The organism is Bacteroides sp. ET336, from assembly GCF_024733815.1.
Lineage (GTDB): Bacteria > Bacteroidota > Bacteroidia > Bacteroidales > Bacteroidaceae > Phocaeicola > Phocaeicola cellulolyticus.
In genome coordinates this window covers 246,428-264,113 of the sequence record NZ_JANRHK010000001.1, presented here as the reverse complement: position 1 = coordinate 264,113, position 17,686 = coordinate 246,428, and the positions used below count along the sequence as shown (strand labels likewise).

The 17,686-nt window shown below is 38.1% G+C and carries 12 protein-coding genes; 5 read left to right on the top strand and 7 right to left on the bottom strand.

Going from position 1 to position 17,686, the window contains the following annotated elements:
* Positions 1-159: 159 nt before the first annotated feature.
* Both NW213_RS01245 and NW213_RS01240 read right to left on the bottom strand, forming a co-directional pair.
* Positions 160-1,800: an ABC-F family ATP-binding cassette domain-containing protein gene (locus NW213_RS01245; protein WP_258321553.1), complete on the bottom strand. Its 1,641-nt coding sequence runs from the start codon at positions 1,798-1,800 to the stop codon at positions 160-162.
* A 134-nt stretch (positions 1,801-1,934) separates the two neighbouring features.
* A complete protein-coding gene (locus NW213_RS01240; RefSeq protein WP_258321552.1) occupies positions 1,935-3,617 on the bottom strand; it encodes a putative transporter in 1,683 nt (560 codons plus the stop codon).
* Between the two features lie 286 nt (positions 3,618-3,903).
* On the opposite strand from NW213_RS01240, the gene mutA reads away from it, so the two are divergent.
* Both mutA and scpA read left to right on the top strand, forming a co-directional pair.
* Positions 3,904-5,814, top strand: coding sequence for a methylmalonyl-CoA mutase small subunit (gene mutA / locus NW213_RS01235; RefSeq protein ID WP_258321551.1), 1,911 nt, complete (start codon positions 3,904-3,906; stop codon positions 5,812-5,814).
* A 2-nt stretch (positions 5,815-5,816) separates the two neighbouring features.
* The gene (scpA, locus tag NW213_RS01230; protein ID WP_154043648.1) at positions 5,817-7,967 is read left to right on the top strand and encodes a methylmalonyl-CoA mutase; all 2,151 of its coding nucleotides are present in this window, start codon (positions 5,817-5,819) and stop codon (positions 7,965-7,967) included.
* A 335-nt stretch (positions 7,968-8,302) separates the two neighbouring features.
* On the opposite strand, the gene NW213_RS01225 is transcribed toward scpA, so the two are convergent.
* A complete protein-coding gene (locus NW213_RS01225; RefSeq protein ID WP_258321550.1) occupies positions 8,303-10,141 on the bottom strand; it encodes a GIY-YIG nuclease family protein in 1,839 nt (612 codons plus the stop codon).
* Positions 10,142-10,184: 43 nt separating this feature from the next.
* A complete protein-coding gene (locus tag NW213_RS01220; protein ID WP_258321549.1) occupies positions 10,185-10,913 on the bottom strand; it encodes a hypothetical protein in 729 nt (242 codons plus the stop codon).
* Between the two features lie 255 nt (positions 10,914-11,168).
* Here NW213_RS01220 and NW213_RS01215 point away from each other — a divergent pair, with 255 nt between their 5' ends.
* Positions 11,169-12,380: a helix-turn-helix domain-containing protein gene (locus tag NW213_RS01215; RefSeq protein ID WP_258321548.1), complete on the top strand. Its 1,212-nt coding sequence runs from the start codon at positions 11,169-11,171 to the stop codon at positions 12,378-12,380.
* A gap of 134 nt (positions 12,381-12,514) precedes the next feature.
* Here NW213_RS01215 and NW213_RS01210 read toward each other — a convergent pair whose 3' ends face one another.
* Entirely contained in the window at positions 12,515-13,042 is a 528-nt protein-coding gene (locus NW213_RS01210; RefSeq protein ID WP_007567835.1) for a hypothetical protein, read from the bottom strand.
* Between the two features lie 526 nt (positions 13,043-13,568).
* Between NW213_RS01210 and NW213_RS01205 the strand changes: the two genes are divergently transcribed.
* Together NW213_RS01205 and NW213_RS01200 are read left to right on the top strand one after the other, a co-directional pair.
* Positions 13,569-14,000: a hypothetical protein gene (locus tag NW213_RS01205; RefSeq protein WP_258321547.1), complete on the top strand. Its 432-nt coding sequence runs from the start codon at positions 13,569-13,571 to the stop codon at positions 13,998-14,000.
* A 238-nt stretch (positions 14,001-14,238) separates the two neighbouring features.
* Positions 14,239-14,901 carry a hypothetical protein gene (locus NW213_RS01200; RefSeq protein WP_258321546.1) on the top strand — a complete coding sequence of 221 codons (663 nt, stop codon included), beginning with the start codon at positions 14,239-14,241 and terminating at the stop codon, positions 14,899-14,901.
* A gap of 197 nt (positions 14,902-15,098) precedes the next feature.
* Here the strand turns inward: NW213_RS01200 and NW213_RS01195 are convergent, their stop codons facing one another.
* A complete protein-coding gene (locus tag NW213_RS01195) occupies positions 15,099-15,989 on the bottom strand; it encodes a Fic family protein (protein ID WP_258321545.1) in 891 nt (296 codons plus the stop codon).
* Positions 15,990-16,082: 93 nt separating this feature from the next.
* On the bottom strand, positions 16,083-17,633 hold the full coding sequence (locus tag NW213_RS01190) for an ATP-binding protein (protein ID WP_258321544.1): 1,551 nt from the start codon (positions 17,631-17,633) through the stop codon (positions 16,083-16,085).
* Positions 17,634-17,686 lie beyond the last annotated feature (53 nt).

Sequence of the window (17,686 nt, the reverse complement as noted above, 5' to 3'; positions counted from 1 at the left end):
TTAGTTTATATTTTAGTTACTAACACCCAACACAACAGAAAACATATTTAACCAATCATCTCTATTTCAATCAATTTCATAATTTTATTTTTCACAATAATTCTCCAAACTACTTCTTTTTAATAGTAAAACTCCCTTTTTACTATCAAAAAGAAAATACTATTTCTTCTTCTCAAGCTCCTGAAGACTTTCCATCTTCTTAGTCTCAAGGAACTCGTATATACCGCAAAGGTGTTCTTTAACCTTCTTGTTACCAAACTCATAAACCTTGGTAACGAGTCCATCAAGGAAGTCACGGTCGTGGGATACCACAATCATAGTTCCGTCAAAATCCATGAGAGCCTGTTTCAGTATATCCTTGGTTTTCATATCAAGGTGGTTAGTAGGTTCGTCGAGAATAAGCAGATTCACAGGTTCAAGCAGAAGTTTAATCATAGCCAAACGGGTACGTTCACCACCGGACAAGACCTTGACCTTCTTCATTGATTCTTCCGGACCACCGAACATAAATGCTCCAAGCAGGTCTCTTATTTTGTTCCTGATTTCTCCTTTAGCCACATCGTCTATAGTCTGGAACACTGTAAGATTCTCGTCAAGAAGTGAAGCCTGGTTCTGCGCGAAATAACCTATCTGTACGTTATGTCCAAGTGTAAGTGTACCTTCATGGTCTATCTCATTCATGATACATTTCACGAGAGTTGACTTACCCTCACCATTCTTACCTACAAAAGCCACTTTGTCGCCACGTTCTATCGTCAGAGTAGCATTACGGAACACTACATGGTCGCCATATGCCTTTCCTACTCCATCCATTATTACAGGATAGCTTCCACTGCGTGGTGAAGGCGGGAATTTAAGCCTCAACGCCGAGGTATCTTCTTCGTCAACCTCAATAAGCTCAAGTTTCTCAAGCATCTTCACACGGCTCTGTACCTGGAGTGTCTTACTGTATGTACCCTTGAAACGTTCTATAAAGTCTTTCGTCTCCTGAATCATCTTCTGCTGTTCTTCGTACTGCTTCATCTGCTGTTCGCGACGTTCTTTACGAAGGACGAGATATTGGGAGTAATTCACCTTATAGTCGTATATGCGTCCCATTGTGACTTCTATGGTTCGTGTAGTGATATTGTCAACAAACTTACGGTCGTGGCTTATAACGATTACAGCCTTTGCACTGTTGATCAGGAACTCTTCAAGCCACTGTATAGACTCGATGTCAAGATGGTTTGTAGGCTCGTCGAGCAACAATACATCCGGATTCTGAAGAAGAAGCTTTGCCAACTCTATACGCATACGCCATCCGCCGCTGAAATCACTCGTCGGACGATTGAAATCTTCTCTCATAAACCCAAGACCAAGGAGAGCCTTCTCTACATCTTCTTCAAAGTGAGTCATGTCTATGGCATAGAACTTTTCGCTCATGGCAGCCACTTTCTCTATAAGAGCCATATATGAATCGCTTTCATAGTCTGTTCTTGTGGCCAGCTCATTGTTCATTTTCTCTATCTCCTTTTCCATCTCCTGAAGATGGGCAAAAGCCTGCGACGCTTCTTCGAAAACGGTTCTGCCATCTTCGGTCATCAGATGCTGTGGTAAATATGCCACTACACAATCTTTTGGAGCTGTAACTTTTCCACGTGTAGGTTGTCTTACTCCAGCTAAAATCTTTAACAGAGTTGACTTTCCGGCTCCGTTCTTTCCCATCAGAGCTATACGGTCTTTTTCGTTTATCTGAAAACTAATGTCGCTAAACAAGGTGGTACCGCCAAATTCGACGGTCAATCCATCTACTGAAATCATATGTTATAAGTTTTTAGTTTGTGAGTTTATAAGTTTTTGAGTTGAACTGTAATTACAAAACAAATTGGCAAGCAGACGAAGATATTGTTCCTTATCCACTTGCCAACTACCAATCATTTCATATAAAAAAACTATTAAGCCATCAGCAATATCAATAACTGTGCCGTAAGGATACGCAAGAACATACTCAACGGATATACAGTAGAATATCCTACAGCAGGAGCATCATTGCTTGACACCTGGTTTGCGTATGCCAATGCAGGCGGGTCAGTATTACTACCTGCAATAAGTCCAATCAATGTGTAATAATTCAACTTGTGTCTCCATCTGGCTACAATTCCCATAATAATCAAAGGAATTATTGTGATAAGGAAGCCTATACCGACATATAATAAACCGTCGCCTTCTACTACCGTATGAACAAAATTCTCACCGGCCTTGATACCAACACTCGCCAGGAACAAAGCCAAACCCACCTCACGCAACATAAGGTTCGCACTCATCGTTGTATATGTAACAAGTTTAACCTTATGTCCGAAACGACCTATAAGTATGGAAATGATAAGCGGACCACCGGCAAGACCTAACTTGATAGGTGTAGGTATTCCCGGAATTGCAAAAGGAAGGCTACCGAAAAGAATACCACAAAGAATACCTATAAATATGGTAACTATGTTAGGATGGTCAAGACGCTTCAACTGATTTCCCAGCAAACCGGCTACACGTTCCACTGCATCCTGCGGACCTACAACCATCACACGGTCACCTACCTGTAGAGTCAACTGGCGTGATGCGAAAAGGTCCATACCTGAACGGTTAACACGAGTGACGTTTACTCCATACATACTGTTGAAATGCAATTCACCAAGTGTCTTACCGTTAATGTTGGACTGAGTGACAAGAATACGGCGTGACACCATCGGTTTGTCTGTTTTACCTTGAGCTTCCCAATCAACATTCTGTACCTGAGGACCGATGAATGTAATAATAGCCTCCGAATCATCTTCGGCACATACAATGAACATCTTGTCATTAAGTTCCAAAACTGTGTTTGCAGTAGGAATATATACGCAACCATCGCTTTTCATTATTCTGGAACAAACAAAGTCGCGCGCAAGGAAATTACGTACCTGCAAAACTGTCTTACCCTGCAATGCTTCGTTATGAACCTCCAGATTGAGGAAGAAAGGTTTCAGATGAGGATTGGCTTCTTCACCACGCTTGATTTCCTCCTCTTCCTTATTTAAATCTATCCTGCAGATTATACGTATGAGAATCATAGATAAGATAATACCCATAACTCCCAACGGATAAGCACAAGCATATCCCATGGCTATCTGAGGTCCGTTATAATTAATCTGAGTCAAAGCCTCATTTGCGGCACCAAGACCAGGAGTATTGGTTACGGCTCCACATAGGATACCTACCATCATAGGTATATCCACCCTGCCCTGAAGTGCAAAGTACAGTATCAAGGCTACAGCTATGTTCAGCGCCACTATGCCTACAGCAACCATATTCATGGCTACACCGCCTTTCTTGAATGAAGAGAAGAAAGAAGGTCCGACCTGAAGACCAATACAGAACACAAACAAAATTAACCCGAAGTCTTGCACGAAATTAAGAATGGAGGTATTTCCGGTAAATCCAAAATGTCCAACCAGAATACCTACGAACAAGACAAATGTGACCCCCAGCGAAATACCGAAGATCTTAATCTTTCCCAATAACACACCCACTGCTATAACAAAGGCATAAAGAGCAACTATGTGGGCTATTGAATCGGGATTGAATAACAAATCACTTAACCAATTCATAGTTTTTTAAATAACACATAAATATTTTCAGCAAAAGTAGTTAAAAAACAATAAGACTCAAATTTATATTGCCTAAAAGTAATTAGAATGTTAGTTTTTTTTGCCACACAGACATTACAATACTATAAAAAATCATTCCGTTTTATAAAATAAATGTTTATATGAAGTGTATTTCTTACCCGAAAATGCATGAGATAACAAGAAATTTGTATCTTTGCCTTAAAAGGTACTTGAACTATGAAGTACGAATCTTTAATATAACCTATTTATATAAACCTAATCAACTATGGCAGATAGTAAAGAAAAACTCTTTTCCGATTTCCCTTCCGTAAGCACACAGGAATGGTTGGATAAGATTACAGTTGACCTTAAAGGCGCTGATTTTGAAAAGAAGTTGGTATGGAAAACCAACGAAGGATTTAAAGTAAAACCTTTTTACCGCAAAGAAGATCTTGAAGGATTGAAAACGACAGAAGGACTTCCCGGAGAATTCCCATACGTAAGAGGAATAAAAAAAGACGACAATACTTGGTTCATACGTCAGGATATAAAAGTCATTGATCCGACTGAAGCAAATGCCAAGGCTCTGGACTTGCTAAACAAAGGCGTTGATTCACTTGGATTTAAAGTAAAGGCATCTGATTTAAGTGCCGAATATATAGCAACACTGCTGAAAGACATCTGTTGTGACTGTGTAGAACTGAACTTCTCTACATGTCAGGGACATACAGTAGAACTGGCAGAATTACTTGTAGCTTATTTCAATGAAAAAGGATACGATCCTAAGAGTTTGCAGGGTTCTGTCAACTTCGACCCTATCAGCAAGATGTTAGGCAAAGGCAAAGACAAAAGCGGACTTATTGCCAACGCAAAGAAACTTGTTGAGATTTTGGCAGAATATCCAAAATTCCGTTGCATTACCGTAAACTGTGTTGACCTTAATAATTCCGGTGCATATATTTATCAGGAATTGGGATATGCACTCTCTTGGGGTAATGAATATCTTAATCAGATGGTAGAGGCAGGTGTTCCAGCAGCTCTAGCCGCAAAGAAAATAAAATTCAACTTCGGTATCAGCTCAAACTATTTCATGGAAATCGCCAAATTCCGTGCCGCTCGTATGCTTTGGGCTAACATCGTAAAAGAATATAATCCTCAATGTCCTCGCAAAGACTGCTCTAACACAGGTACTGACGGAACTTGTTACTGCGCTTGCAAGATGGTTGCACATGCAGAAACATCCAAATACAATCTTACACTTTTCGATGCTCATGTAAATCTGCTACGTACTCAGACTGAAGCCATGAGTGCCGCTCTGGCAGGTGTAAACTCTATCACAGTAACTCCATTCGACAGTGTTTACGAAACTCCTAACGAATTCTCAGAACGTCTGGCACGCAACCAGCAGTTGCTGCTTAAGGAAGAATCTCACCTCAACCGTATAGTTGACCCGGCTGCCGGCTCATATTATATAGAGAACCTGACAGCTTCTATTGCCCAGCAGGCATGGAACCTGTTCCTGGCTACAGAAGACGAAGGCGGTTTCCTTGCAGCTGTAAAAGCCAACAAGGTACAGGAAGCTGTAAACGGAAGCAACAAGGCTCGTCATGAGGCTGTTTCTAAACGCAAAGAGATACTCCTCGGTACAAACCAGTATCCTAACTTCACTGAAATGGCAGGCGAAAAGACTCCTGAAGAATGCAAGTGTAACTGCGGATGCAGCCACGGAACAGAAGAAACTGCTCCTTACATGGCTCTTGACAAGTCACGTGCTGCAAGCGAATTCGAAGCTCTCCGTCTGCAGACAGAACACTCAGGCAAGCGTCCTAAAGCATTCATGCTTACTATCGGTAACCTTGCTATGCGTCAGGCACGCGCACAGTTCTCTTGTAACTTCCTAGCATGTGCCGGATATGAGGTTATTGACAACCTCGGCTTTGCTACAGTAGAAGAAGGCGTGGAAGCTGCTATGAAGGCTAATGCAGACATCGTTGTGATGTGTTCAAGCGATGACGAATATGCAGAATATGCAATTCCTGCATTCAAGGCACTGAACGGACGTGCAATGTATATCGTAGCAGGTGCCCCAGCTTGTATGGACGACCTTAAGGCAGCAGGTATAGAGAACTTCATCCACGTTCGCTGCAACGTATTGGAAACTTTAAAAGAGTATAACGAAAAGTTAGGAATTAAATAACTATGAAACCGAATTTCAAAAACATCGATATATATGCCGGATTCCAGCCTAAGAACGGTATGGAATGGCAGAAAGCCAATGGCATCGAAGCCAATTGGAGAACACCGGAACAGATTCAGGTAAAACCGGTCTATACTAAAGAAGACCTTGAAGGAATGGAACATCTGGACTACGTAGCAGGTATTCCTCCTTATCTTCGCGGACCTTACTCAATGATGTACACTTTCCGTCCTTGGACTATCCGCCAGTATGCAGGATTCTCTACAGCCGAAGAATCAAACGCATTCTATCGCCGTAACCTAGCATCAGGACAAAAAGGTCTTTCTGTAGCATTCGACCTTCCTACTCACCGCGGTTACGACCCTGACCATCCACGTGTAGTGGGCGACGTAGGTAAAGCCGGAGTATCTATCTGCTCGCTCGAAAACATGAAGGTTCTGTTCGACGGTATTCCATTGAACAAGATGTCCGTATCAATGACCATGAACGGTGCGGTGCTTCCTGTTATGGCATTCTATATCAATGCCGGACTTGAACAGGGTGCGAAACTTGAAGAAATGGCAGGTACAATCCAGAACGATATCCTTAAAGAGTTCATGGTGCGTAACACATACATCTACCCACCTGCATTCTCAATGAAGATTATCTCTGACATCTTCGAATATACTTCACAGAAGATGCCTAAGTTCAACTCAATCTCTATCTCAGGTTACCACATGCAGGAAGCAGGTGCTACAGCAGACATCGAGTTGGCTTATACTCTTGCCGACGGTCTTGAATATCTCCGTGCCGGTGTAGCAGCAGGTATCGACATTGATGCCTTCGCTCCTCGCCTCTCATTCTTCTGGGCTATCGGTATGAACCATTTCATGGAAATTGCGAAGATGCGTGCCGCACGTATGCTTTGGGCTAAGATTGTAAAACAGTTCAACCCTAAGAACCCTAAGTCACTGGCATTGCGTACTCACTCACAGACATCAGGATGGTCGCTCACAGAACAGGACCCATTCAACAACGTAGGCCGTACTTGTATAGAAGCTATGGCTGCTGCGCTTGGTCACACTCAGTCACTGCATACAAATGCGCTTGACGAAGCAATCGCACTTCCAACAGACTTCTCTGCACGTATCGCACGTAACACTCAGATTTATATCCAGGAAGAAACTCAGATATGCAAGAACGTTGACCCATGGGGCGGTTCTTACTATGTTGAGGCTCTTACAAACGAACTTGCTCACAAAGCTTGGGAACACATTCAGGAAATCGAACGTTTGGGCGGTATGGCCAAGGCTATCGAAACAGGTATTCCTAAGATGCGTATCGAAGAAGCTGCAGCCCGCACTCAGGCACGTATCGACTCTGGAGAACAGACTATCGTGGGTACAAACAAATACCGTCTTGAAAAAGAAGACCCAATTGATATCCTCGAAGTCGATAACACCGCCGTTCGTCAGGAACAGATTGAAAACCTCCGCCGCTTGAAGGAAGGCCGTAACCAGGCTGAAGTTGACAAGGCTCTTGCAGCAATCACAGAATGTGTGAAGACTGGTAAGGGCAACTTGCTTGAACTTGCAGTAGAGGCAGCACGAGTTCGCGCTACATTGGGAGAAATCTCAGATGCATGCGAAGTGGTAGTAGGACGTTATAAAGCAATAATCAGAACAATATCAGGCGTGTATTCATCAGAAAGTAAAAAAGATGCAGATTTCGCAAGAGCTTGCGAACTGACAGAAGAATTTGCGAAGAAAGAAGGTCGCCGCCCACGTGTAATGATTGCCAAGATGGGTCAGGACGGACACGACCGTGGTGCAAAAGTTGTAGCAACAGGTTTCGCCGACTGCGGTTTCGACGTTGATATGGGACCATTGTTCCAGACTCCGGAAGAAGCAGCACGCGATGCAGTAGAAAACGACGTTCATGCAGTAGGTGTTTCTTCACTTGCGGCTGGTCACAAGACTCTTATCCCACAGATTATCGCCGAGCTGAAGAAACTTGGACGTGAAGATATCCTTGTATTCGCAGGTGGTGTAATCCCAGCTCAGGACTATGACTTCCTCTACAAGGCAGGCGTTATGGCTATCTTCGGTCCTGGTACATCTGTAGCTAAATCTGCTTGTCAGGTTATGGAACTGTTGATGGAAACTGAAGAATAATATTCTACAATACAACAAAAAGACAGTGAGGATGCATTTTTTAAATGCATCCTCACTGTCTTTTTGAACAAAGTTAATACAAAATTAGAAATGACAGCCATACACATATCCTTAAGAAATGTCATGATGAATGACATGGATAGATAACATGAGTTACACTAATATATAAACTTTAATATGCTTTTTACTTGAAAATATCTGATGTTATAATGACGCGAACAAAAATTACCGTCATTTTAATGCTCCATATAAAGTATGATAAATACAAATTATTATAACCTATTATGATATATCAGCATTTTATATTCCAGAATATTTTGTTTCAATAAACGATTTCATTTCTTGTATTTAACCATATGAGCACATATTCTTTCCAATTCTCCTTCATTTTTACTGGCAAGATGATGAGCCCAAGGATACTTATCATGAAATTCTTTTCTTGTTTTACATTGTTTGGCAGCAATAGCGCGGGCTTCAGGTGTCCATTTTTGAATAGGTCTCTTATATTTAACCATATGAATACAAGCACTATCTAGTTTATTTTTTGTTCTCAACATCTCATAAGCCTTATTGTATTTCTTTTTAAATTCTGTTCGATTTTGGCATTTAAGAGCCAATGAAAAAGCATCTTCCAAAGTATCACATAAATAGCCTATCGATTCAGAAAGCATATGTGAACAACATTCATCCAGTTTATTTCTCCTTTTAGCTGCATAATATGCATGTGGAGAATATTTCCTAAATTCTTTTAGAGTTTTATACTTTTTTGCTTCATTAGCTATGACCTCGTCTGTCCATTTTATAGGTTGTAAAACAGCAGGTTTCATGTGTTCACAGCAGTCTTTGATGATTTTTCTATGGCATGCAGCAGCATATTCTTTAGGAAATCTTGTACTAAATTCTTTTTTGGTTTCACATTGTAATGCAGCTTTAAATATTTCATCATTACTCCATCTATGCCTTTCAGATTTACTCATATGTGAACATATTTCATCTAAAATTCCTATTCTTTTTGCAGCCTCGTATGCACCGTGAATTCCATGATAAAACTCAGTTCTATTAGTATATTGGAGTGCAATTTTTATTAGTTCAGGTTGTGTATATGCTGTATGTAGTTGCGGTTTACAAATTGCACGAACCTCATTCCAGTAATCACTACGATATCCAGCCTCATAATATCCAGCAGCATTTTCACGAAATTCTTTTAAAGTCGTATATTGTCTTGCTACTTCCAAAACTTCCTGTTTTGTATATCCATTACTGGAACCAATAGCTCCTGGAGTTGCTCTGTTCAGTACATTCCATCCCTCCTCAATATATTTTTGTTCGTATTCAACTTCCAATTTTTGAGCTTTTTCTACATCAACAAAATCATGAACAATTTCAAAGATAGGGGGTAATCCTGTCTCTTGCATATGTAAATAAACAGAAGAAACTTTTTCATATAAATGGTCACTCCATCTTCGTTTTGTATCACATGTTAAGCCTACATAAATGCTATTATCACTAAATTTTGCTACATAAATACAACGTTTCTTTTTATTACCCCTTACTCGCATATGAGAGCATACCTCATCTTTTATATTATGACGAATAGCATAATTGTACCATCTTCCTTTCTCATATTTTTGAAAATCACTTTTTGTTTCAAATTTTAGTGCTATATGTTTACAGTTTTCTTTTGTTAAAGGTATCTCATATATTGTTCCCTTACGTCGTGAAGGCATGTGTTGACAAATATCATCGAGAATACCCTTTAATCTTGCACTTGCATACGCACCTGAATATCTTTCTCTGAATTCTTTATAAGTTTTACATTCCAAAGCCAATCGTTTCAAATCATCAACTGTGTGTTCACGAGTTCTATACTTCATATGTGCTAAACAAATATCCTGCCAATGCATAAGCATGATTTTAGAATGGCATCCTTTTTCTGCTTTCATTAATGCCTGTGGAGTTTTATATAGCATAGCTGTTTCTTTACAATGATTTATATCGTCCCACCATCCGGCTTTTCGTTTTACTTTACCTTTCATGTGAGAGCATATTTCATCCAGCCATCTTTTTTTACTTGCGGTATCATATATCTTTTTGCTGCAACAACGAAAATCTCTTCTTGAGGTGTATTTTAATGCCTCCAAATAACATATTTCTTTAGTATATATAGTTGACATAAGATTTCATTATTAATAAAGTTTCTAATTGTTTATTGCATAGTTAAATTATTGGTTTTATACTAACATCTGCCGCACATAGTATAGAGTTATCACTAAGATTCCTTATAACAGCACCATTATGTAGTTTACATATTATGCTTAAAAATGAAGAGGCATAAGTATTATCCCACATATTTACTATTTGGGCATTTTCGCATATTGCTTGAATAATAGCATGACCTCTTACATTTTGTACTTTTGAGCAACCTTTCATTTTCCAAACAGTTGCGTTACCACATAAATTCTGAATAATAGCACAGTCCCACATCTGCCAGATTGCAACATTATCAGTAATAGTTTTAATAACAGAATTATGTTCCATAAATCTAATAGTAGCTTCGTAAAAAACAGTGTTTATAATAGAGTTCTCTCCTATTGATAAAATAGTAGCATTGTCACTGACTTCATTAATGCAGGAATTACTGCCTATGTAAGCGACTGTATCACCATTAATATATTCAATATTGCAATCAGATACTAGCAAGAACCCACTACTAGAATTTTCATTACATCTGATATCATTATCGTTAAATTCTTTCTTGAAATTTTCAATAATAGATGTGTCTATAATTTTCTCACCACAAAAGATTGAAAAGTTTTCTTTTATTACATTCATAAGTTCTTTAATAGTCTCAGAATTGTTTACTTTTATAGCCTCATCATTATATTGTATAGCTGTTTCCATTCTTTTTTGAATCTCTCTCTTGAATAAATGAATTCTTGTTTCCATGTGCTTATTTTTTTTAGTTTTCAAATCATTTATTATCTTTAGTATAAGGATATTAGCTTTAAATTAATGATAAATTTCATTCTAATAGGTCATTTTCATCAACTTATATTTTTATCTTTTATTCAGGTTTAGTATCTTTGCCGCGAAATAACAAAAATAATCTTTAATAGGCAAATATTCATTACAATATTCACATTTTTGACTATGTACTACTTCAATATTCTGTTATTTAAGAGGCTACCGTCATTATTAGGAATGACTCAAGCAGAACTCTCTGATTTATGTTTAGGGGCTAAACATAAATTTGCAAGACGTATTATAAATCAGGATTCTTTTCCTTTTCAGGAGTTGATTGATACATGTAATAGATTACGTATCAGCTTGGCCAATTTCATAACATTAAATCCCAATGAGCCATTTCTAGAAAATAAATATAATTATATTATTCCAGAAGGGAAATTTATACCTATTGAATTCAAACCTAAAAATATACGTTTCGTATATGGTCCAAACGGTTTGGGAGGGAATATTACACGTGATGATTTTGCAAATGCTATGGGAGTGTCACTTGCTACCATAACAAGATGGATAAATCCTGATTTATGTTCTATAAGTTTAACGGAAATATTGAAATTGTGTAATTATTATAAGATTAATATAAGTTCTTTTGTAGAAGATAAAAACAAAAAACTTGAAGAAATAGAGGAAGAGGTTCAGGCTACTCAACTCCCTACTCGTATATGGCAGGAAATCACAGAACTCAAACAAGTCCTTGAAAAAGAAAGAGAAGAAAATCGCTTACTTAAACAAGAAAACGAACAATTACGAATAACTTTGAAAAGTTACATATTTCAAGCTGAAGAATCAATAGAAAATGAAAGACAAGGAAAAAATATCCGAAAATGGATTGTTAATTGGAGTTTATTGGAAAATCTAAAAAATATATTAGGTATTACAGAAAAAGAGTTGATTAAGTCAGCAGAATTTACAAATGACACCACGACATTAGAGGATATGAATATTCCGCTAATGTCATTAATAAAGTTATGCAATAAATGGCATATAAGTATTCGTCACTTTTTCATGAGATATAATGGAACAAAACCTCAGATTCATAAGTACAGCTACTATAGGTCTGAAAAATGGAAAACAATAATATTCCATTATGAATATATAAGTGATTTGTTTGGGCAGGATGCACTTACAAATTTAAATCTTTCAGAGATTGCAGAGCTAAATGAAGTGGGTGAGGCTACTATTCGAGCATGGTGTACTTCACCAAATACAATACGCATTTCTGACTTTATACGTTTATGCAACACACTGGAAGTAACTCCGTCATGTTTTATTTCAGATAACAATCGTATAGAACTGAACTATAATATGACCTATACAGAATTTCTTATAGAAGAAAATCGCATTCTTCGTCAACGTATTCTTCGTTTGAAAGAGAAAATACTAAAATGAAAATGAATTTATAGAGTATAAGATAAATAATCTATTGAATACTTATAAGCCTGTCCCCATTTTCAGTCATACAGTCCCAATTATTGACTTGAAAAGTAAACAGGCTTATATTTTGGTTATGTATCAGTGTATTCTTATCCAAAGCCACCATCTCCACCTTCTTCTGTACCGCCACCTCCGGTACCGCTACCGCCACCGTCATCACTTCCACCGGAAGTGATACCTTTGGCTTTTTTATAGTCTGCAAGGCTGGCATAGCTGATGCCTTCGTCCAATACTCCGGCATTTTGGAACTGAATACCCTGAAGTACACTTTCACGGAATTCCTTACTTGGAGTGAATATGATACGTGGATTCTTAATCATTGCTCCGGCATTGAAATCGGTAATGTTTTCTACACCGTCACTTTTGAATGAAACACGTATAGTACCTAAATCACCTACTCTTACTGTGTGTCCCTGCTGCAATTGCTGACGTGCGTGTCTTCCAAGTAATTCAAGTGCGGCTTCCATTTCTATGGGAGCGGTTGTTGTGTTTTCCGTAGCTGCACGTGTCATGGCTTTTACAGTCTGTGGAACTTCGCTGATAGGAATTGCATACCATTTCTTAGGTGCTGCCTTATCCTGTGGATTGATTTTCTTTACGAGCTTGTACTTGTACATACTGACCTCCTTTTTTATTAGTGGGGACTGTAATGGCAAAGTTACAATTTTATTTGAAATGGCAAAGTTTTCTTGCAGATTATTACATACGTTAGTCATAGATTATTACCAAAGTATTTAATGACTAACAGCTAACGTATGCAAGTACAGACTACATACGTTAGTAATTGTGCTAATAATAAGTATATGATTTTGTGATTATAAAAAAACTACAGAAGTTTGTATCAAAGAAAATAAATTATATTGATAAATTCTTTTGGTAAATCATGTAAATCATGTTACTTCTTTGTATCTTTGGAGAATTAATACAACGAAAGGTGTAATAGATTTATGTACAATAAAAAGATTGCCTTAAGTGAAAATATCCTTGTGGTAGCATTCTTTAATAAGAGAGAATACATTGATAACATGATGAAGACATTCTAGAATTGGAGTTTTGTTGTCAGATACAGTAATATATAAAAGCATTTGATGAAGATATTTTCAACAAAGAGGAAACATACAATGTTTAACCAATTAAATTTATATGGGAGAGATAATTATCTTTTCAGTCAGCGCACTCCTTCTTGTAGGAGTTATAGTAGTTAAGTATCGTAAGTATAATGTTCAGCGAGCTTTACAGATGCCGAAGAATCCACCCCACTATCCTGATAGTGCTATCAAGTCTGCAAGGGAGATAGGTGATTTTCTATTTGAGCGTGCGCAATTTGCAGGTGTTCATTTTATCGCCAGCAGAGACAAAACTGGTATTTCGGTTACGAACCTTCGCAACTTGTCAGACGGTAAAGATTACGGAGTGATTAATCTGATACGTATGGCTCACTATTTGGGATGCGAGGTCGTTGTACGTCAGATAGGGACACATGATACAGAAGATCCTGCAATGACTCCAAAAATATTTGCTGAATATATAACAGACTTGGAAAAGGAGGAACTAAAAAGACACGAATTGCTTTAACACATCATCTCATTCTAACTCATTACAGCTACGGTGAGAACAATCAACCGCAAAAGATGAAAACTTCCCCCATCTTCATATGTGATGTAAAAACTCTGTTCAGAACGGTTTGGGAAATAAAAAAATTCTTTTCTTTTAATCATACTGTCTCAACAAAAAACTACCGCTAGTTCTTTAGTTTACCAGTAGTTCAACAATAGCTTATAACTAATGATTACAATAATAGCACATTAAATTTATGATAACATTTAATTTCCAGCTAACATTTATGAAACATATCATACTAATAATGTTTGCATTCGTAACATTAAATATGAATGCACAAACAAGCGAACAAAAAGAAATCTTAAAAGAAATTGAAGGAACTTATCAGTTAGACGATGATTTTGGATATTCATACGTCAGAATTTTTGAGAACTTAAATGCGACTAAAGAAGAAATTCATGCCAAAGCATTATCCTTTTTCCCATATTTGGTTGTAGGTACATACGATGCAAGGGAAATTATTCAACACGAAAACGTAGAAGAAGGAGTTATTATAGCAAAAGTAGCATGTAACCAATTGGCATCACATGTAAGTTTTGCACATTTCTACATAGTCTCGGCTACTCCAATTATAAGAATTGATATTAAAGACAATAGGGCAAGGTTAATTATATCTTTAAAAAAGTGGACCGTTTACCATAAGGATTCAAGTGGTATATTCGTGACCGAACAACAAAATGAAATACCTACAACCAATGTATCTCCATTTAAATTAGATAAGAAGAAAAAAATAAATACAATGTATAATAATGCTTTCATAAAAGTACACAATACCGTAATGCTAATTTTTGACAAGTTCGAGAAAAGCATACGTGAAGGAAATACTAGCAATAATGAGTCAAAAGATGATTGGTGACCTTCCAACTTTAATTAATCAAATTATTGCCTTTATATTCCTTTTCAGTCATAAAATCCTCATTTATTGACTTGAAAAGAAAACAGGCTTAATTAGTTATGATAATAGTTAATAAATTATCCGGTCTTTAAATGCTATTTAAATGGTTATTAAATACTATTTAAACAGTGTTTAAAGACCGGATTTTATTTACTTATTCAATTATATTGTATGCGGAAATAATCCAACAAGACCTTGTATTCATCCTGTGCAGCAAGACATGTATCTCTGAGATATTCCTTTATATGCGGCCATTGCTGCAAGCCACGATAATAGAACATCTTCAGCTCATCGGTTATAATGAAGGGTACTATACCATTTGCAAGACATTCCTTAAACATTATAAGTCGTCCTACTCTACCATTCCCATCCTGAAAAGGATGTATTGATTCAAACCGCTGGTGAAAATCAAGAATATCATCAAAAGTCTTTTTCTTAATGGCATTATATTCTTTCAATAGCCTGACAATCTCATGCTTTGTATTCTCAGGAGAGACAGTTTCTATTCCACCAACCTCATTGGGTATCTTCTTATAATCACCCACCGCAAACCATGATTTAAGACTATCAGAAGTTCCTGACTTTAGTATCCTGTGAAGTCCTTTTATGAATCCCTCTGTCAGGCGTTCTTCAGCCTTGTCTATAATCATGTCAATACAACGGAAATGGTTTGTGGTCTCAACAATATCATCGACTTTCACAGTTTCCCCCTCAAAACCTATTGTATTGGTCTCAAATATGTATCTCGTCTGATCATGAGTAAGGCGACTTCCTTCTATATGATTGGAGTTGTATGTCAAATCAATCTGAGTCCGATGATATATCCCACCTTTCAGTTTCATTTCCTTTTGTTCCCGCAATATTTTAAGCAAAGGCATAGTCTCATGCTTTTGCCTTCCTCTCTTCGGAACTTCCGAATCGGCAGGAATATTCCATGTTTTACCTACCAGTATTACACCCTCAATCTTACCTGTCGCACAATAATTACGAACCGTCCGTTCCGATATGCCATGCTTGGCAGCGAATTCTGTAACTGAAATATATTTCATATCCTATAAAATCTATCGGCAAGTTTATATAATAAAATATCAGGGCAAAGATACATTTTTTGCCGATATCGGCAATATTTCAATCAAATAAAGTCAGGCTATTATCCATCTGTCTATAGTCCTTGTTTCAGAACTGAAATTCACTCCTACCTTGACAACTTTCCGTCCGTCGGCAGCAAATGCGGAGGCATAACCTTTCGAGTCTATCTGAGCCATTGCCTCCTCGGCTGTTCCGTCAAGTTTGAATTCCATCACATAGATATAGTCGGAGGTTTTCAGAACGAGGTCCACTCGTCCGCGCGAAGTATGATACTCCACTTCCGAATGGAATCCCATAAGCTTGAACACTATGTAGAGAATATTCTGATAGTGCACTTCACGGTCGCGTGGAGCAAGTTCGTAAGGTATATCATCGAAGAAAGTCTGCAGGCGACTCAGGAAAGAATCCACATCACCTTTGCGCACGTCGGTTACGAAACGCTGGATCTCGTATGGAGATTTTGTTACGCTGACGGAGGCATAATTGGGAAGAAGGAAACGGAAGAAACCCTGCTCAACCTCGCGGTTAGGAAAGCCGAGAGTGTAGTTCTCAAATTCTTCATTATATCCCTTTATTGTCAGATAACCGCTCTGATAGATTACAGGAACCGGGTCAGTGGATGCCGCATCTATGGAATCAAGAACAGGACCGCTGGTCACGATGTCTTCTATCTCCTCAACATTGTAGTTATGCTGCTTCATCAGTTCTACAAGATATGTAGGCGTACCAGTAGCAAACCAATAATTATCTATCTGCATATTGGCAAAGGTATTCAGAAGGCTGAAAGGATTATACAATCCAGGTGACTTAAAGCTGAAATGATAACCGTCATAATTCAGTTTCAGGCGTGCGCAAGTCTCTTCATAACTTGTTCCAAGTTTCTCGGCCAGAGTGTGAATATCATCGTCGAAGTATCTGTGAAGCTCCTCTTCGGTTATTCCACATATTTCGGAGAAACGGTTTATCATGGAGATATCCATCAGATTGTTCAAATCGCTGAACACACTTACTTTTCCGAATTTTGTCACACCTGTGAGCATGGCAAACTGTATGTATCCGTCACACGACTTCAAGGCTCCATAAAAGGCTTTCAAGGTATTACGGTATTCTGTCTGCAGTTCAGGATTGCCTATGGCCTGAAGAATAGGCTTGTCGTATTCGTCTATGAGAATAACAGTGTTATGTCCGCTCTTTTCTGCTGCTCTGCGGATTACTCCCTGAAATCGTAAAGACAGACTGGTTTCACTTTCCCTACTACCATAAATATCTTCCCATCTGCACAAAGCGTCATTAAGAATACCTTCAAGCTTTTCTACACTGTCATATTTTTGCGTATTCAGGTCAAGATGCAACACAGGATACTCTATCCAATCCTTCTCCAGTTTTTCCATCTCCAGCCCGGCAAAAAGTTCTCGCTTTCCGGAGAAATACGCTTCAAGAGCAGATATAAGAAGACTCTTGCCGAAACGGCGAGGACGGCTGAGGAAATAATACTTTCCGGTACTTACCAATTGATATATCAATGCTGTTTTGTCAACATAAATATAACCTTTCTTTCGTAAATCCTCAAAATTCTGTATGCCTATAGGATAAAGTTTGCTCATGACTGACTGATTTTTAATCTTAAACACAAAGATAACAGTTTTATTTTGCAAAT